13 protein-coding genes, 18 tRNA genes and 1 rRNA gene are annotated in these 16,314 nt (G+C 48.7%); 5 read left to right on the forward strand and 27 right to left on the reverse strand.

The window, feature by feature from the left end:
• Positions 1–25 precede the first annotated feature (25 nt).
• The 6 genes from sufU to BN6628_RS19085 all read right to left on the reverse strand — a co-directional run bounded on the left by sufU (position 26) and on the right by BN6628_RS19085 (position 5,101).
• The gene (sufU, locus tag BN6628_RS19060; protein ID WP_068619945.1) at positions 26–451 is read right to left on the reverse strand and encodes a Fe-S cluster assembly sulfur transfer protein SufU; all 426 of its coding nucleotides are present in this window, start codon (positions 449–451) and stop codon (positions 26–28) included.
• On the reverse strand, positions 448–1,662 hold the full coding sequence (locus BN6628_RS19065; RefSeq protein WP_068619946.1) for a cysteine desulfurase: 1,215 nt from the start codon (positions 1,660–1,662) through the stop codon (positions 448–450). The genes sufU and BN6628_RS19065 overlap by 4 nt, the downstream gene beginning before the upstream one ends.
• Positions 1,659–2,957, reverse strand: a complete 1,299-nt coding sequence (sufD, locus tag BN6628_RS19070; protein ID WP_068619947.1) for a Fe-S cluster assembly protein SufD — start codon at positions 2,955–2,957, stop codon at positions 1,659–1,661. Before sufD ends, BN6628_RS19065 begins: the two co-directional genes overlap by 4 nt.
• 18 nt (positions 2,958–2,975) lie before the next feature.
• A complete protein-coding gene (gene sufC, locus BN6628_RS19075) occupies positions 2,976–3,758 on the reverse strand; it encodes a Fe-S cluster assembly ATPase SufC (RefSeq protein WP_068619948.1) in 783 nt (260 codons plus the stop codon).
• A gap of 294 nt (positions 3,759–4,052) precedes the next feature.
• Positions 4,053–4,625, reverse strand: coding sequence for a DUF1802 family protein (locus BN6628_RS19080; RefSeq protein WP_068619949.1), 573 nt, complete (start codon positions 4,623–4,625; stop codon positions 4,053–4,055).
• A 2-nt stretch (positions 4,626–4,627) separates the two neighbouring features.
• The gene (locus BN6628_RS19085) at positions 4,628–5,101 is read right to left on the reverse strand and encodes a Dps family protein (RefSeq protein ID WP_068619950.1); all 474 of its coding nucleotides are present in this window, start codon (positions 5,099–5,101) and stop codon (positions 4,628–4,630) included.
• 251 nt (positions 5,102–5,352) lie between these two features.
• Between BN6628_RS19085 and mtnK the strand changes: the two genes are divergently transcribed.
• The 3 genes from mtnK (at position 5,353) to BN6628_RS19100 (ending at position 8,308) form a co-directional block, all read left to right on the forward strand.
• The gene (gene mtnK / locus BN6628_RS19090) at positions 5,353–6,576 is read left to right on the forward strand and encodes an S-methyl-5-thioribose kinase (RefSeq protein ID WP_068619951.1); all 1,224 of its coding nucleotides are present in this window, start codon (positions 5,353–5,355) and stop codon (positions 6,574–6,576) included.
• Positions 6,573–7,661, forward strand: a complete 1,089-nt coding sequence (mtnA, locus tag BN6628_RS19095; RefSeq protein ID WP_068619952.1) for an S-methyl-5-thioribose-1-phosphate isomerase — start codon at positions 6,573–6,575, stop codon at positions 7,659–7,661. Before mtnK ends, mtnA begins: the two co-directional genes overlap by 4 nt.
• Before the next feature lie 104 nt (positions 7,662–7,765).
• Positions 7,766–8,308 (forward strand): hypothetical protein, encoded by a 543-nt coding sequence (locus BN6628_RS19100; RefSeq protein WP_068619953.1) that lies wholly within the window; start codon positions 7,766–7,768, stop codon positions 8,306–8,308.
• Positions 8,309–8,367: 59 nt separating this feature from the next.
• Here the strand turns inward: BN6628_RS19100 and BN6628_RS19105 are convergent, their stop codons facing one another.
• Positions 8,368–8,736 (reverse strand): DUF423 domain-containing protein, encoded by a 369-nt coding sequence (locus tag BN6628_RS19105; RefSeq protein ID WP_068619954.1) that lies wholly within the window; start codon positions 8,734–8,736, stop codon positions 8,368–8,370.
• A 198-nt stretch (positions 8,737–8,934) separates the two neighbouring features.
• On the opposite strand from BN6628_RS19105, the gene BN6628_RS19110 reads away from it, so the two are divergent.
• Both BN6628_RS19110 and BN6628_RS19115 read left to right on the forward strand, forming a co-directional pair.
• Complete coding sequence (locus BN6628_RS19110; protein ID WP_068619955.1) at positions 8,935–9,315, forward strand: hypothetical protein; 381 nt, start codon at positions 8,935–8,937, stop codon at positions 9,313–9,315.
• 50 nt (positions 9,316–9,365) lie between these two features.
• The gene (locus tag BN6628_RS19115; RefSeq protein WP_068619956.1) at positions 9,366–10,214 is read left to right on the forward strand and encodes a DegV family protein; all 849 of its coding nucleotides are present in this window, start codon (positions 9,366–9,368) and stop codon (positions 10,212–10,214) included.
• A gap of 79 nt (positions 10,215–10,293) precedes the next feature.
• On the opposite strand, the gene BN6628_RS19120 is transcribed toward BN6628_RS19115, so the two are convergent.
• The 20 genes from BN6628_RS19120 to rrf form a co-directional block, all read right to left on the reverse strand.
• Positions 10,294–13,809: a PAS domain S-box protein gene (locus tag BN6628_RS19120; RefSeq protein WP_068619957.1), complete on the reverse strand. Its 3,516-nt coding sequence runs from the start codon at positions 13,807–13,809 to the stop codon at positions 10,294–10,296.
• Positions 13,810–13,989: 180 nt separating this feature from the next.
• A tRNA-Gly gene (locus tag BN6628_RS19125) sits at positions 13,990–14,060 on the reverse strand.
• Between the two features lie 8 nt (positions 14,061–14,068).
• A tRNA-Pro gene (locus BN6628_RS19130) sits at positions 14,069–14,145 on the reverse strand.
• A gap of 32 nt (positions 14,146–14,177) precedes the next feature.
• Positions 14,178–14,251 (reverse strand) — tRNA-Pro (locus BN6628_RS19135).
• Positions 14,252–14,257: 6 nt separating this feature from the next.
• Positions 14,258–14,332: transfer RNA gene (locus BN6628_RS19140), tRNA-Gly, on the reverse strand.
• A 5-nt stretch (positions 14,333–14,337) separates the two neighbouring features.
• Positions 14,338–14,421: transfer RNA gene (locus tag BN6628_RS19145), tRNA-Leu, on the reverse strand.
• A 37-nt stretch (positions 14,422–14,458) separates the two neighbouring features.
• Positions 14,459–14,534: transfer RNA gene (locus BN6628_RS19150), tRNA-Lys, on the reverse strand.
• Between the two features lie 70 nt (positions 14,535–14,604).
• Positions 14,605–14,679, reverse strand: a tRNA-Gln gene (locus BN6628_RS19155).
• Between the two features lie 7 nt (positions 14,680–14,686).
• A tRNA-His gene (locus BN6628_RS19160) sits at positions 14,687–14,759 on the reverse strand.
• Positions 14,760–14,790: 31 nt separating this feature from the next.
• A tRNA-Tyr gene (locus BN6628_RS19165) sits at positions 14,791–14,875 on the reverse strand.
• Between the two features lie 6 nt (positions 14,876–14,881).
• Positions 14,882–14,957, reverse strand: a tRNA-Thr gene (locus BN6628_RS19170).
• 49 nt (positions 14,958–15,006) lie between these two features.
• A tRNA-Asp gene (locus BN6628_RS19175) sits at positions 15,007–15,083 on the reverse strand.
• Positions 15,084–15,124: 41 nt separating this feature from the next.
• Positions 15,125–15,198: transfer RNA gene (locus BN6628_RS19180), tRNA-Met, on the reverse strand.
• Positions 15,199–15,214: 16 nt separating this feature from the next.
• A tRNA-Val gene (locus tag BN6628_RS19185) sits at positions 15,215–15,290 on the reverse strand.
• 135 nt (positions 15,291–15,425) lie between these two features.
• Positions 15,426–15,500: transfer RNA gene (locus tag BN6628_RS19190), tRNA-Glu, on the reverse strand.
• A 23-nt stretch (positions 15,501–15,523) separates the two neighbouring features.
• A tRNA-Ser gene (locus BN6628_RS19195) sits at positions 15,524–15,615 on the reverse strand.
• Positions 15,616–15,663: 48 nt separating this feature from the next.
• Positions 15,664–15,736: transfer RNA gene (locus BN6628_RS19200), tRNA-Asn, on the reverse strand.
• A gap of 3 nt (positions 15,737–15,739) precedes the next feature.
• A tRNA-Ala gene (locus tag BN6628_RS19205) sits at positions 15,740–15,815 on the reverse strand.
• Between the two features lie 78 nt (positions 15,816–15,893).
• Positions 15,894–15,970: transfer RNA gene (locus BN6628_RS19210), tRNA-Ile, on the reverse strand.
• 51 nt (positions 15,971–16,021) lie between these two features.
• Positions 16,022–16,138: ribosomal RNA gene (rrf, locus tag BN6628_RS19215) — 5S ribosomal RNA — on the reverse strand.
• Positions 16,139–16,314 lie beyond the last annotated feature (176 nt).

The raw sequence follows: 16,314 nt of genomic DNA on the forward strand, positions 1-16,314 counted from the left end.
CGTTGTACCTATCTATATGTCGTAATCAGTCATCATGGTCAATGCCCTTGCGCAGCGCATTCCATGCCAACGTTGCACACTTGATGCGGGCAGGGAATTTGCTCACGCCGGACAAAGCTTCCAAATCCTCATAGTCGTCAAAAGTCACGTCTTCCCCCTTCATGAGGGAAGAGAAACGGTCGGCAAAATCCAAGGCTTCTTCAAGCTTTCTGCCCTTTACGGCTTCCGTCATCATAGATGCGGAGGACATGCTGATGGAGCAGCCTTCTCCAGTAAACCGGGCATCCTTGACAACTCCATCTTCCAGCTTGAGCTGAAGCGAGATCCGGTCACCACAGGTCGGATTGTTCAAATCCACCACTACCGTATCTTCTTCGAACTTGCCGCGGTTGCGCGGGTTTTTATAGTGATCCATAATTACACGCCGGTAAAGATCGTCCAGTTGTGTCATGCGAAGTACTCCTTTGCTTGAACTAAAGCATCGGCCAAGCGGTCAATATCCTGTTCGGTATTGTACAAGTACAAGCTGGCTCTAGCGGTAGAGCTCACCTGAAGCCAACGCATAAGCGGCTGGCAGCAGTGGTGTCCTGCACGGATAGCCACACCGTAAGAATCAAGCACAGTTGCCACATCATGAGGATGCACACCACCGAGGTTGAAGGTAACCAGGCCAACCTGCCGTTTGGCTGGGCCATAGATGCTCACCCCGTCAATCTGGGACAAGCGGTCCATGGCATATCCGGCAAGCTTTTTCTCATGGCGTTCAATTTCTTCCATACCGACCTCGGTAAGGAAATCAATCGCTGCCCCAAGGCCAACAGCGCCGGCAATGATCGGAGTGCCGCCCTCAAATCTCATCGGTGCGTCTTTCCAGGTCGACTCGTAAAGCCCGACATCATCAATCATCTCACCGCCGAACTCAATCGGCGGCATCGCATTGAGAAGAGCCTTCTTACCATATAATACCCCAATGCCCGTTGGACCGCACATTTTATGGCCTGAAATGGTGTAGAAGTCGCAATCCAGATCCTGTACATTCACTTTTAAATGTGGCGTGCTCTGTGCCCCGTCTACAACCATAACCGCACCGTTACGGTGAGCCACTTCAGCAATTTGCTTAACCGGGTTGATAACCCCCATAACATTCGACACATAAGCCATCGCTACGATCTTGGTCTTAGGAGTAATCGTCTTCTCAGCAGCTTCAATGGTTACTGTACCGTCCTGTTCGAGTGGAATAAACTTCAGCGTAGCGCCTGTTCTCAAGGCAAGCTGCTGCCAAGGGATAAAGTTGCTGTGATGCTCCATTTGGGTGATCACAATTTCGTCCCCTTCGTTTATAACAGTAGGTCCATAAGATGAAGCTACCAAATTAAGCGCGGTTGTCGTTCCCCGGGTAAAAACGATCTCTTCGGACCGCTTCGCCCCAATGAACTTGGCAACCTTCTCCCGGGCGCCCTCATAGGCGTCGGTCGCCCGGCTTCCCAAGGTATGCACGCCGCGGTGAACATTTGCATTATCCCATTCATAATAATGCTTGATTGCTTCAATAACAGCACGCGGCTTCTGGGAAGACGCCGCACTGTCCAAATATACAAGTGGATGGCCATTGACCTCTTGGTTCAGTATGGGGAACTGTTCCTTGATCCACTGGCTGTTCATTGTCCCAGCTTCCTTTCGACCAGGCTTTGAAGCTGAGTCTGAAGCTGTTCAAGTGGAATCTCGGATACAACAGGTGCAAGGAAGCCATAAATAATCAGACGCTCCGCCTGCTCCCGGGAAATTCCACGAGACATAAGATAATAAATCTGCTCCTGATTGACTTGGCCGACAGAGGCAGCATGGCCGGCTGTAACATCGTCCTCATCAATCAGCAGGATTGGATTGGCGTCCCCACGGGCTTTCGGGCTAAGCATAAGCACTTTCTCCGTCTGCTCACCGTTAGCTTTGGTCGCACCTTTCTCGATCTTGGTAATCCCGTTGATAATAGCGGTTGCTTGCTCACGCATCACGGCACGGGTGATCATTTGGCTATCCGAGCTCTTCCCGAAGTGAACCGCTTTAGTGGTATAGTTCAGCTTCTGGTCACCTGATCCAACCGCAATAACCTTCGCATCAGAAGTGGAGCCATTTCCTTTAAGGATGCTGAGGGTTTCACTCATGGCATCTCCACTGTTCATTTCACCGATGATCCACTCAATGCTGCCATCATTCTCAACAACCGCACGGCGGTAAGTTAAATCTGTAATTTGTCCGGCAAGGTGATGGACCGAAGCAAACTGCACTTTAGCGCCAGCCTTAACAAATACCTCAGCAGCACCGTTATGAACGAGCTCGCCGCTTAGGTCACCGGAAATGTAGTTATCCACGTAAGTCACCCGGCTGTTGCTGTCCGCAACAATCAGCACGTGTGGAGTAAAGCCTTCAGCCGCGTCATCGATCAAAAATACAGCCTGAAGCGGAATTTCAACTTCCACATTTTTCGGCACATACAGGAACACGCCGCCGTTCCACATTGCCGCATGAAGAGCTGTCAGCTGGTTCTCTTCCGCAGGCACCGCAGTGAACAAATGCTTCTGTACCAGATCAGCATGCTCGCGCACAGCAGTTTCCAGGTCGGTAAAAATCACACCTTGTGCAGCCAATTCCTGCGACAATTGAGTGAATACCACTCCTGAATTGCGTTGAACAATCAGATTGCTGTGCTCATTAATTTCCACCAGGCTGGACAAGCTTTCAGGAAGTTCCTGTGAAGCTTGCGCGCCTTGACGAAGCTTTCCGTAATTGGACAGCGTCCAGCGGTCCAGTCTTGTCTTTTCCAGTTTTGGCAGTTCAAGTCCGGCTGCAAGCTCGAGTGCTTTGGCGCGGCTCTCGGTTACCCAAGATGGCTCGCCGTTTGACTTGGAGAATGCCTCCAGGGCTTCGCGGTCAACCGGAAGAATGGTTTGTGTAGTCATGTATTCTCCTCCTTCCGCTTACGCCTCTTGACCTACAGTCTCGTCTACAATTCCAAGCTCTTCTTTAACCCAGTCATATCCGTCCTTCTCCAGACGCTCAGCCAGCTCAGGTCCACCGGACTTAACGATACGGCCCTGCATCATCACGTGTACAAAGTCAGGCGTAATGTAGTTAAGCAGGCGTTGATAGTGGGTAATAATCAAGAAACCACGCTCTTCACTACGCATGGTGTTAACCCCGTTAGCCACAATGCGGAGTGCGTCGATATCAAGACCGGAGTCAATTTCATCAAGCACAACAATTTTCGGATCAAGCAGCATCATTTGAAGAATTTCATTCCGCTTCTTCTCACCGCCGGAGAAGCCTTCATTCAAATAACGGTGTGCAAATTCAGGGTTCATTTCAAGCTCTTTCATCTTGCCTTCCATTTGGCGGATGAACTTGATCAGGGATACTTCGTTACCTTCCCCGCGGCGTGCGTTGATAGCACTGCGAAGAAAGTCGGAATTCGTCACCCCTGCGATTTCACTAGGGTACTGCATTGCCAGAAACAAGCCGGCACGGGCGCGCTCGTCAACTTCCATCTCGAGCACATCTTCTCCGTCCAAAGTGACTTTACCATCCGTTACTTCATATTTAGGATGCCCCATTAAAGCCGAAGCCAGAGTACTCTTACCTGTTCCGTTCGGTCCCATAATAGCGTGGATTTCGCCGCCCTTGATCTCCAGGTTGATTCCCTTCAAGATTTCCTTGCCTTCAATCGTAGCTTTCAAACCTTCAATCGTAAAATGTGTAGCCATGATTTACTGCTCCCTCCGTCAATGTAAGTGTCATTAGATTCCACGTATATTTGAAACGGGACGTCTCCCATACTGCCTGCAATTGTACCATAATGAGTATCAAATTAGAATTATTCTAAGTGATTCTCAATGATTCTCATTTCATTCTACCCTACTTCCTAGCGTTTATCAATCTGTCCCATACGCCTTGGACCTCGTCTATTCAGCTTATTTCTCCTTAAATATCCTGTCTTTCGGCAGCTTTTGCAAAATAGATCAGGCCTGGCTAAAATTCAGCCAAGCCTGAGAGCTTATTTAGACCTGCAGTATCCGCTTGATAGCCGCTGCCTTATCCCCGAACTCCTTGGTTCCCAGCACAGGAGTCATGGGCCCGACTTCAAACTCAGCTGGCAGCTCAATCCAAGATTTGCATCCAATATAAGCCGGGAGAACAGGAAGCGTAACGGGCTTATCCAATACATATATTCTCAGAAGCAGCACATGGAGAGGATCACGGGACTTCCATCTCAAACGCTCCTCGGCGAAGGTGGGCATCCACATGTGAAAATCCTGCAGCCGCCTGATCTTCTCTTCGCTGCTTAGTTCGATATCCTCGGCAACTTCTGCGAAGAGCTTGATTGTGACCATCCGATCTTCCTGGTTCCCGTCCGCAATAGACTCATCAACCAACTTTCTAAACTCCGGTTTGACAAGCTCGCGGCGCTGATGCTCATAGGACGGATATAAATAAAAGGAGGGACTTTTCACCTCAAAGTGTCTGGTCTCCTCCTTGATTCCGCCCTTGCGCATCAGAAGGATCTGCTGACCGCTCTCCAATACGGAGAGGGCCGAAGCCCATTCCTTCAATGCCAGAACCTTATGATTCATGGTTATCCCAAATAAGAGCGCAGCATCCACATATGTTTTTCAAGCTCTCCCTTGAATCCAGTCAGCAGGTCGCTCGTTGCTTCATCTTCAGCCTTGTCCGCCAGCTCAATCCCTTCAGAGAAGGACTCGGACAGGGTGGCGAAATCCTCGATCAGGTTCTGCACCATGGTGTTAGGATCTTCCTTACCTGTTGCTTCCTGAATCGTTGCGAGGTCAAGATATTCCTTAAGCGTTGCAGCCGGGCTTCCCTTGATAGCGAGAAGACGTTCGGCAATCTCATCCATTTTCAAAGCCACTTCGTTATATAGCTCCTCAAATTTCACATGCAGCGTAAAGAAGTTGTTTCCTTTAACATACCAATGGTAATTATGGATCTTTACATACAATACATTAAGATTAGCGATCTGTTGGTTAAGCACCTGTTCCAATCCAGATGTGTTTGTTTTGCTGTTTGATTTTGAATCTGTTTTAGCCATGTTAAATTCCCTCACTTTTCATTGGAAATTGGATTTATGATCATTCCACCGGGTTACCCCGTGAATGATAGGTCATGTTGTCTGGAACAGTATCGTCCCATGACTACTTTTACCCTGCCCAGTTCTGGACGAAACAATCTCTATTCCATTAAAAAAAGATACAAAAAGGGTTACTTTTCCGATATACTAACTTCAAGTTATTTTTACCCATAAAATATTAAGACCTATAAGTGTCCCCGGAGGTGTTCTGTATGTCCCAATATCATCCTCTGTCTTTAGATGAGGCAGTTGCTTTAGCACAATCGATCCCTGGCCATTTCCGTGAGGATGCGGAATTGTCGGTCCGGGAGATAGGAGACGGCAATTTAAATCTCGTGTTTCATGTTACGGATGAAGCAGACGGTAAAGGGCTCATTATTAAGCAGGCGCTGCCTTATGCCAAGGTTGTCGGAGAGTCCTGGCCGCTTAGCCTGGACCGTGCAAGGATTGAACGGGAGGCGCTTCAAATTCAGCATGCTTACGCCCCCGACTTGGTGCCGGCCGTTTACTCCTACGATGATGAACTGGCCATCACGGTGATGGAGGATCTCAGCGACCATACGATTATGCGCAAAGGCTTGATCGAGGGACAGGAATATCCTCTGTTCGCCAAGCATATCGGAAGATTTATGGCCTCCACCCTCTTCTATACATCGGATCTTGGGATGAATCAGCAGGAGAAGAAGCTGCGGGTTGCCCAGTTTATTAATCCGGATCTGTGCAAAATCACGGAGGATCTGATCTTCGAAGATCCTTACCGGGATTCACCTAACAACAATTTCAGCGAAGACATCCGGCAGGATGCCGAAGCTCTGTGGCATGATGATGAACTCCGTCTTGAAATCGCCCTTCTGCGCGAGAAGTTCCTGACTCATGCCGAGGCCCTGCTTCACGGGGATCTCCACACAGGAAGCATTTTCGCAACTCCCGACTCCACCAAGGTGATTGATCCGGAATTTGCCTACTATGGCCCGATGGGCTTTGATATTGGAGCGGTAATTGCCAACCTCCTGCTTAACTATGCGGCACAGCCAGGCTGGAGTCTTTCCTTGGAGGAACTGCAGGCCCGCCGTGGGCGGCTGCTTCAGATGGTGGAGAGCGTATGGCGCCATTTTGAATCAAACTTCCGGGAGCTGTGGAACCGTGACGTGGTTGATGTCACCGCCCGGACCGCCGGATACCAGGATATGTACGTACAGAAGATTCTTCGCGATACCATCGGCTTTGCTGGCGCCAAAATGATCCGGCGTATTGTTGGTTTATCCCATGTGGCGGACATCGATACGATCGAGGATGCCGCACTGCAGCGGCAGGCTAAGCAGGCTGCTCTTCAGATTGGCACAGCACTTGTGCGGCGGGGACGCTTTGCAAGCTCTATTGAAGAGATCGCCGCAATTGCCAAACAGGCAGCAAAGGAGGAACAAGTGACCCTATGAGCTTACATCCAGATTTAAACCAATCGCCGAATCCAGAAGGCCAAGGTCCCCTATTAAGTCTTCGCTGGGAGGACAACCGGCTGTTTCTTCTGGATCAGCGCCTGCTCCCAGAACAGATTGTGTTTCATGAACTGACTTCACCTGAGGAAGTGTGGGAAGCCATTGCTTCCATGAAAGTTAGGGGTGCTCCAGCCATCGGAATCTCCGCCGCTTACGGCGTAGCGCTGGCTGCTCAAAGTTACAAGGGTGACGCATCCGGCTGGCTTGAGCATATTACGAAAGCGGCTGATTATTTGGCCACTTCACGTCCAACCGCAGTTAATCTGTTCTGGGCGCTCGACCGGATGAAGAACCGGGCAGCCCTTCTTGCAGAAGAGCAGCCTGAACTTGAGAACCGTTATCTGGGGCTGCTGGCGGAAGCGATTTTGATTCACCAGGAAGATGAAGAAGTGTGCCGCTTGATCGGGGAGAACGCCCTGCCTCTGTTCGAGAGCGGCATGGGCGTGCTGACCCACTGCAATGCAGGAGGACTTGCAACAGCCAAATACGGCACCGCTCTGGCCCCATTCTACCTTGCGAAGGAGCGCGGAATCCCGCTTAAGGTGTTCGCGGACGAGACCCGCCCTGTCCTGCAAGGAGCGAGGTTGACTGCTTTTGAACTCCAGCAGGCCGGAATTGACGTCACCCTTCTGACGGACAACATGGCTGCTGTGGTTATGGCCAAAGGCTGGGTTCAAGCCGTAATCGTCGGAACCGACCGGGTCGCGGCCAATGGCGATGTCGCCAACAAGATCGGTACCTATGGGGTTGCCGTCCTGGCAAAATCTCATGGAATCCCTTTTTACGTAGCATCGCCCCTCTCCACCATTGATCTGAATACACCTACCGGCCAGGATATTCCGATTGAAGAACGCCCGGAGAGCGAAGTGACCGAAGGCTTTGGTAAACGTACAGCCCCGGCAGGCGTAAAAGTATTCAATCCCGCTTTTGATGTGACACCGAATGAGTATGTAACCGCCATCATCACCGAGAAGGGGATTGTGAGACCACCTTATCATAAGAACTTGGCAGCGCTTTTTTCATAAGAATTCAGATGTATGAAATTGGCACTAAACAGGATTTTCTAAGGCTTTGCTCCTCCATAAAATAATGGTATGATTTATAGAAAAACCAGGATATGAAGGGGCCTATGACTAACAAGAATAATAACGATGAACTTGCCTACTTGTTTAATGTCGATATTTTAATTAAAAGTAAATCCAATGCTCTCGCCCTCCAATCTCTGATTGAGCTGCTTAATCAAGGGAAACTGGTAGACTACCGGATCAAGTCCGGTGTGGAGCTTGGCGAAATTATTGAAGCTACATTATCGGCAAAGAGACAAGCCATGATATCCAAAGCATCTACGAATCCAGGCGAAGATCTCGCATCCAAAGAACCAGTAAAGGAAGAGGTTAAGAAACCGGCACCGAAACCATCTTTGGAAGTGGCTGACAAGCTCAGTTCTATGGTCAACATGAACGAGGCCGCCATCCAGTCTTGGATCCAGAACTATGTAGCCAATAATAAGCTGGTGCGCTTGTCCATTGAACGCAACCGGGAGAGAGTTACGCTGCCCTGCCGTATTTTGAACTATGCACCGGATACCCGGACGATAAATGTGTACCATGTTGATGAGAAGCAGGTTTATACCTTTAGGCTCAGTGAAATTATTGATTTTGTGGATGCATAAGTGCAAAATCAATAACAAAGGGCGTTCTTCAGTTGAATCCGAAGAACGCCCTTTCCCTTTTACTTTTTAAATGCCGCCATTGCAAACAGCAGCCAGCCTATAATAAAGGCCACTCCACCAAGCGGAGTAATCGCCCCGAGTACTTTGATACCAGTAATGCTCAGCACATATAGGCTGCCTGAGAACAGAATAATACCGGCAACCATCAGCCTGGCCGCCCAGAGCAGCTTGCGTGATTCTCCCCACTGTCCAGCAGCGAGGGCAATCAATATAATACCAACAGCATGAATCATATGGTAATGAACACCCGTTTCATAGGTAGCTTTATAATCCCCTAGAATTTTCTCTAGGGCATGGGCGCCAAATGCCCCGATCGCCACACTCAGCAGGAGCAGGAGCGCTCCTATGCCAACATACTTCCGGTTCATGCTAATTTTCATCTCCTCTATCCCATATTCCTGTCTTACCTGCTATCTTATCGTATTACCAGCCTTCTCTGCCACACAACCCTTTTGTATAAAAGTATTAATAAGCATATAATTACAAAGATTCCTTGATTTTTTTTGGAATTTATGAAAAATTAAAACGAGGTTAAGAAGTGTGAGAATTGTAAAGGAGATCATTAAATGGATAATCACAACATCTCAGGACCAGGCCTGCCTGAAGGGAAGCTGAAGCACTCGGGACCTGGGATTGCCTCTTTCATTGTAAGTATCGTTGCCCTGTTTGCTTACGTCGCCGCAATCTTTATTATAGTTGTAACGGCTCATGATTTGCTTAACGCTGCAAAATCCGTTCCGACAGAAACTATCGTAAATCATCCCGGTGTTGTACAGGCTGGTGTGACTATATTGGCAGCTATGGCCCTCACCCTGGTATCTGTTATACTCGGTATTATCGGCCTGACCTTAGCCAACCGGAAGAGACTGTTTGCCATTCTGGGCGTCTGTATTGGCGCATTGCCTCCGGCTCTTATGCTGGTACTCTTCCTCATTCGTACCAGCTAAACTTTAATACGATTCAAAAGATTGCATCAAACGCGGAAAGGTGAATCGCAATGGGAAATATAAAAATTTTTGCGGACAGTACTTCAGATCTTCCTCCAAATCTAATTAGCGAATATAACATAGGCATCATACCCCTGTATGTCGTTTTTAATGACCAAACGTTTCGGGATGGCGTTGATCTGACTCCTCCACAGTTATACGAGAAGGTCAGTGAGACAGGGAAGCTCCCGAAGACTGCTGCCCCCTCTCCAGCTGACTTTATTTCGGCCTTTACCCCATCGATAGAAGCCGGGGACCAAATTATATACATCAGTCTGTCTTCTGAGCTCTCTTCTACATACCAGAACGCGGTTATAGCTTCTAGCGAATTTCCGGACGGGCAGGTTACCGTGGTGGATTCTTTAAACTTGTCCACCGGCATTGGAATTCAGGTGCTTCGGGCAGCTAAGGCCGCGCAAGCCGGTCATACCGTAAGCGAAATCGTGGCCCTCCTGGAGCGTATCCGCCCGAAAGTTGATACCGAATTCGTTATTGATTCTTTGGACTACTTATACAAAGGGGGAAGATGCTCCGGCATGCAGAACCTTGTGGGCAGCCTGCTGAAGATCCGACCGGTCATTAAAGTTCAGCAAGGGAAGATGACACCTGCTTACAAGGTGCGCGGCAGCCGTGAGAAAGCTTTAGACCAGATGGTCAGCAACGCACTTTCCAGAGCTGGGCAGATGGATAAAGAAACTATCTTTGTGGTTCATACTATGGCTGAACAGGACGCCATCGACATGGCCGAGCTTATACGTGAGAAGACCGGTGCACGTGAGGTTCTCTTAAGCGATGCCGGCTGTGTCATCTGCAGCCACTGCGGGCCGAAGACAATTGGAATTATCTATCTGGCTGAATAGTCTAAGACCAAGAAGAAGCCCTCCCGGCTTAATCCGGCGAGGGCTTCCTCTTGGTTTTAGAGTTATGGTTAAGGCATAGTTATGGGTACCTTAGATCCAGAACACTTTTCCATTCCTGCAATTTGCGCTGGATCTTCTCGGGAGTTAAGGGCTTCTTCATGAAATCCTCCATCCCGCTTTCCAGACAAAGCTTCCTGTCCTCATTGTAATCATAAGCGCTGACGGCTATAATTACCGGCTTCTCTCCTTCAGGTACCAGCTGTCTAATAATCCTTGCGGCTTTAATCCCATCCATCACAGACATGTTGATGTCCATAAAAATAAGGTCATAGCGCTGCCTTGAGACCGCCTCCACAGCTTCCACTCCATTGCGGGCAATATCAGGGGCAATTCCAAGCTTACCGAGCATCTGAACAAACACCTGACGGTTCACCGGGTGATCTTCCGCAATCAGCACCTTAAGATGGCGCTCAGTCTGTAAAGGCTGAATACTTAAGGACTCACTTCCCTCTTCCCCCTGATCCTCGCGAATAAGGGTACCAGAGAAGTCTGAATCTTCTTGAATCAGATTCGCATCATAGCTGATCACCGTAAAACGAAAGGTCGACCCATTTCCTTCCGTGCTCTCCACAGAAATGGAGCCGCCCATGAGCTCAACGATTTTTTTGCAGATGGCTAGTCCCAGCCCAGTTCCTCCATACTTGCGATTAATACCTGGATGCAGCTGGGAGAAAGACTGAAACAGCCGATTAAGCTTATCCCTAGGTATACCTATCCCTGTATCTGAAATGCTGAATTCCAGCAGCAAGCCTGTAAATTCGGAAGCAGGGATGCGGGACACATGGATCGTAATTTTCCCCGATTCCGTAAATTTAAGGGCGTTGCCAACCAGATTAATTAAGACCTGCCTTACCCGGGAAGGATCACTGATGATCATTTCAGGAATGGATGGGTCGATGCTGTAGGTGATAGCCAGTCCCTTCTCCGCAGCGCCAGGAGCAAAGAGATCCACCACACTTGCCACGGAAGCCCTCAAATTGAACGAGTCGTATTCCAAGGCCATTTTCCCTGCCTCAACTTTGCTGAAATCAAGCACGTCATTAAGAATCCGGAGCAGCGCCCGTCCGCTATCCGAGATAATGTGGGCATATTCCTTCTGTTCCTCTTCGAGCTCCGTTTCCAACAGAAGATCGCTCATCCCGATAATGCCGTTCAACGGGGTACGGATCTCATGACTCATCATCGCCAGAAACTCTGATTTAGCCTTGGTCGCACGCTCCGCCGATTCCTTGGCCTTAATAATTTCGCGCTCGTTAGTAATGTCATTAAACACAACAACCGTACCCACAATTTGCTCACGGTCATACAAGGGGGTTACCCGGTAAGTCACCAGGAAGCTTGAGCCGTCTTTTCTCCAGAACACCTCTTCGTTCACATACCGGGGCGTACCATCCCTAAGCGTCTGATGGATAGGGCATTCTTCAATTGGATAGGAGATTCCATCACTTCGGGTATGATGGATAAGTTCATGGTTGATCGTGCCAATGACCTCTTTTACCGTGTATCCCAGCATTTTGGAGGCAGCCGGATTCATAAAGATAGTCCTTCCCTCCTCATCCAGGCCATAGATCCCTTCAGATACAGAATTAAGAATTAAAGCGTGCTGATAACTCAACTGTTCAATTTGCTCAATGTACCGTTTGCGTTCGGTGATATCGCTAGCAATTCCATATACTCCAACCACCTGATCATCTACGATGATCGGCACATTGGTAACACTGAGTTCCACTGGTGTTCCATTCTTGTGAATAAGAGTGGTCTCGTAGGTCTGAGGCTGCCCTTTCATAGACAAGCCAAAATGGTACAAGGTTTTGTTTAATTCTGGCCCATGAATCAGTTTTTTGAAGCTCTTTCCCACAAGCTCATCCTTGCTGTAGCCGGACAACGCCTCAAGATTAGCGTTAACGGTCTTGTATCTCCCGGCCAGATCAAAAGAATACACCGCCGACGGGCTATGCTCAAACAACGATTTATAGCGCTGTTGGCTCTCCTGCAGCCTGCGCTCACTATTCTTGCGCTCTGTCACATCGCGGGACACAGCTATGACGTCAAGACGTTCCCCAGTCTGCTCATCGTAGGTATACTTGCCAGTACTCTCAAACCAGATGTATACCCCATCTTTCCGGCGGATGCGATAGGTCACCGTATACTTATCACGGGCTGAAAGCTGTTCAGATAAGTATTCTTTGACCAGTTCATAATCATTTGGATGGAAATAATCAAACGCACTGGTACCTACCAGCTCTTCAGGAGTATAGCCGAGCAGAGTCATACAAGCTGGAGATGCGTAAGAATACGTATTTCCTTCATCCGATTTATGTCTTGAAATGAAATCAAGGGAATTCTCAGAGATTAACCGGTACTGCTTCTCACTGTCGCGGAGCCTCCGCTCCATCTGGTACCGCTCCGTGATATCCTGCACAATACCGAACAAGCGGCTGACTTCTCCGGACGCATCCACCTCAATATCGGTTTGACTGAACAGAACTTTCTCCTTATTATCAGCGCCTGTAATTCTAAATTCCAATTCAAAAGATCTTCTGCCTAATAAATTTGCACTTTGGATAAAATTCCTTATCCTCATGCTGTCTTCCGGATGAACTGCCTTAAGCCACTCTTCCATCGGGTTTTCGGCATTACTAAAGTCCACTCCGTATATGCTTACGAATTCTTGAGAGCAGATCAGTTCATCCTGCGCGGCTTCCCACTGCCAGGAACCGATATGGGCTATTCTCTGAGCCCGGGCGAGACTCTGTTCGCTGATACGCAGTTGCTCTTCCGCTATCATTCTGGCTGTAATGTCACGGGCAATGATAAGCAGCTTATCTGTGCTGTCCCCTGTATTCCGGACCTTCTGGATACTAGCCTCCACCCATATCTCATGACCTTGTGCATGTTTCAGCCTTCCGGTAACAATTCCGCTCGTTTTATTCAGCTCATATTTATAACGTGAATTCTGGTCTGCAAACAGCTCCTTAAGGGAGGTGCCTACCAATTGCTCAGGGGTATAACCCACCAGCTCTTGAATTGCAGGAGAGATGGATATACAGATACCTTCCTCAGAGGTGAAGGCGATAACATCCTTTGCGTCATTCGTAATAACTTGATATAACTTCTCAGATTCCAGTAAGCGCTGCTCTATTTCCTTTGTAGCTGTAATATCTTTAAATACCGAATAAACGCCAATAATTTCATGACTTAATTGGATCGGAACATAGGTTACATACAGGTCAAGCAGCCTGCCATCACCACATTTAAACTTGATTTCGAAACCGTAAGATTCACCTGATAATGCCCGCTTAAAATAATACTGTCTAAGCCGCTCACCTTCCGCCGTGAATAAATGGTCTGACGGGATACGGACAAACTGCTCCAGCTCATAGCCGGTAACTCTCTCAGCTGCCGAATTTGCATGAATGTACTTACCGGTGGTATCCATTACAGAGATGGCATCAGGATGGTTCTCATAAAGGGATCTATAAGCGCCCCCTTCTGAAATCAGCCGATGTAACAGCTCGCTCTTCGAATTCGTCAAGGCCGATTTTCCTTTCTATACATTATAAAAGAGAGCTTTAGTACAGATTATAATAATTCTAACCGTTTGTCTCAACAATCAACCAGGTTGCCAGTTATGAGATTTCAAGGAAATGTATAGAATATGCAAAAAAGAACGTTACGATATAAATCATCATAACGTTCTTTCCTGAACATTAAAAGCGGGTGATGGGAATCGAACCCACGCTATTAGCTTGGAAGGCTAAAGTTCTACCATTGAACTACACCCGCAAAATTAGTGGTCGGGACGACACGATTTGAACATGCGACCCCCTGGTCCCAAACCAGGTGCTCTACCAAGCTGAGCTACGTCCCGTTACTTGAATGACTACACTTGCAAAATCACAATCGGGACGACACGATTTGAACATGCGACCCCCTGGTCCCAAACCAGGTGCTCTACCAAGCTGAGCTACGTCCCGATATAATGGAGCGGACGACGGGAATCGAACCCGCGACCCTCGCCTTGGCAAGGCGATGCTCTACCGCTGAGCCACGTCCGCATATCTGGTGCGCGTGGAGGGACTTGAACCCCCACGTCAAAGACGCTAGATCCTAAGTCTAGTGCGTCTGCCAATTCCGCCACACGCGCACATGTCTTGCATACCTACCCTTTAATACAGGGTAAATGGTGAGCCATGAAGGACTCGAACCTTCGACACCCTGATTAAAAGTCAGGTGCTCTACCAACTGAGCTAATGGCTCAAATGTTACCGGCCCCCGAAAAGTATTCAGAATTTGCATCAAAGCATTTGCTTCACTTTTGGGGTGATAATGGCTGGGGATATAGGATTCGAACCTATGCGTGACGGAGTCAAAGTCCGTTGCCTTACCGCTTGGCTAATCCCCAATAAAAGGGCGATCGATGGGACTTGAACCCACGAGTGCCGGAGCCACAATCCGGTGCGTTAACCCCTTCGCCACGACCGCCATAAATCACAAACTATAAAATTAAAAAAACTGGTGGAGGCTGATGGATTCGAACCACCGAACTCGTAGAGAGCAGATTTACAGTCTGCCGTGTTTAGCCACTTCACTAAGCCTCCATGAAATGGTGCCGGCGAGAGGACTTGAACCCCCAACCTACTGATTACAAGTCAGTTGCTCTACCAGTTGAGCTACACCGGCACGGTGCTGAAATTTTATTCAATTCATCCCGATACAGAAGGATGTTAAATGGCGGAGCCGACGGGATTCGAACCCGCGGTCTCCTGCGTGACAGGCAGGCATGTTAGGCCTCTACACCACGGCTCCACACTTTTCAGTAATCCCGTATCCTTAAGAGCAGGATTAAATTGCGGGGGCAGGATTTGAACCTGCGGCCTTCGGGTTATGAGCCCGACGAGCTACCGGGCTGCTCCACCCCGCGTCAGTAAAATATATTATGGTGGAGGCTGAGGGGATCGAACCCCCGACCCTCTGCTTGTAAGGCAGATGCTCTCCCAGCTGAGCTAAGCCTCCATAAATATCAATGAAAGTGGTGACCCGTAGGAGATACTCGTTTTTCAAACGAGACTGCGATGTACTTCTATCGAAGCAGATGCACCGACGAACCCTAATGGGTTCTCATCCCCACTTGAAGCTATTTAAAGAAAGTGGTGACCCGTAGGGGATTCGAACCCCTGTTACCTCCGTGAAAGGGAGGTGTCTTAACCCCTTGACCAACGGGCCATATTAAAATAATTGAAAACACATGGCGGAGAAAGAGGGATTCGAACCCTCGAGACGCTTGTGACGCCTACACGATTTCCAATCGTGCTCCTTCGGCCAGCTCGGACACTTCTCCATGATAGAGGTTGTTGTTCCGGGAAACATTATATTTCCCGGAACGGTACTCCCCGAACAGGACTCGAACCTGTGACAACTCGATTAACAGTCGAGTGCTCTACCAACTGAGCTATCAGGGAATATGGTGGAGCCAAGCGGGATCGAACCGCTGACCTCCTGCTTGCAAGGCAGGCGCTCTCCCAGCTGAGCTATGGCCCCTTATTCACGTCAAAAAGTAATGTGTGGCTTCAAAGTCTATCCCAGTTACTTTCAGGAATCCCAGAAGTACACAAATTATGGTGGGCCTTAGTGGACTCGAACCACCGACCTCACCCTTATCAGGGGTGCGCTCTAACCAGCTGAGCTAAAGGCCCTCATTATGTAAGCCATTTTTTAAGGCTACTTTTTCCTGCAAAAGGAATTTTGCTTGGCGGCGTCCTACTCTCCCAGGACCCTGCGGTCCAAGTACCATCGGCGCTGGAGGGCTTAACGGTCGTGTTCGGGATGGGTACGCGTGGAACCCCTCCGCCATCGCCACCAAACGGGATTTTCCGAGTCATTGCTCTCTGAGTTATCTCAGGTGAATCTCTGACTTCAGAAAAACTAATTCAGGTTTCAGCATCGCCAAATGCTGAAAGCTAGTTCCTTCTAACCGAAGGCTTGCTTCGGAATAGAAATGAGGTTTGCTCCCTGAAAACTAGATACGAAACGAACTTGC

The organism is Paenibacillus tuaregi (assembly GCF_900086655.1).
GTDB lineage: Bacteria > Bacillota > Bacilli > Paenibacillales > Paenibacillaceae > Fontibacillus > Fontibacillus tuaregi.

Coding starts and splice junctions, on each gene's coding strand:
- sufU (WP_068619945.1), bottom strand. CDS start 451: ATGACACAACTGGACGATCTTTACCGGCGTGTAATTATGGATCACTAT.
- BN6628_RS19065 (WP_068619946.1), bottom strand. CDS start 1,662: ATGAACAGCCAGTGGATCAAGGAACAGTTCCCCATACTGAACCAAGAG.
- sufD (WP_068619947.1), bottom strand. CDS start 2,957: ATGACTACACAAACCATTCTTCCGGTTGACCGCGAAGCCCTGGAGGCA.
- sufC (WP_068619948.1), bottom strand. CDS start 3,758: ATGGCTACACATTTTACGATTGAAGGTTTGAAAGCTACGATTGAAGGC.
- BN6628_RS19080 (WP_068619949.1), bottom strand. CDS start 4,625: ATGAATCATAAGGTTCTGGCATTGAAGGAATGGGCTTCGGCCCTCTCC.
- BN6628_RS19085 (WP_068619950.1), bottom strand. CDS start 5,101: ATGGCTAAAACAGATTCAAAATCAAACAGCAAAACAAACACATCTGGA.
- mtnK (WP_068619951.1), top strand. CDS start 5,353: ATGTCCCAATATCATCCTCTGTCTTTAGATGAGGCAGTTGCTTTAGCA.
- mtnA (WP_068619952.1), top strand. CDS start 6,573: ATGAGCTTACATCCAGATTTAAACCAATCGCCGAATCCAGAAGGCCAA.
- BN6628_RS19100 (WP_068619953.1), top strand. CDS start 7,766: ATGACTAACAAGAATAATAACGATGAACTTGCCTACTTGTTTAATGTC.
- BN6628_RS19105 (WP_068619954.1), bottom strand. CDS start 8,736: ATGAACCGGAAGTATGTTGGCATAGGAGCGCTCCTGCTCCTGCTGAGT.
- BN6628_RS19110 (WP_068619955.1), top strand. CDS start 8,935: ATGGATAATCACAACATCTCAGGACCAGGCCTGCCTGAAGGGAAGCTG.
- BN6628_RS19115 (WP_068619956.1), top strand. CDS start 9,366: ATGGGAAATATAAAAATTTTTGCGGACAGTACTTCAGATCTTCCTCCA.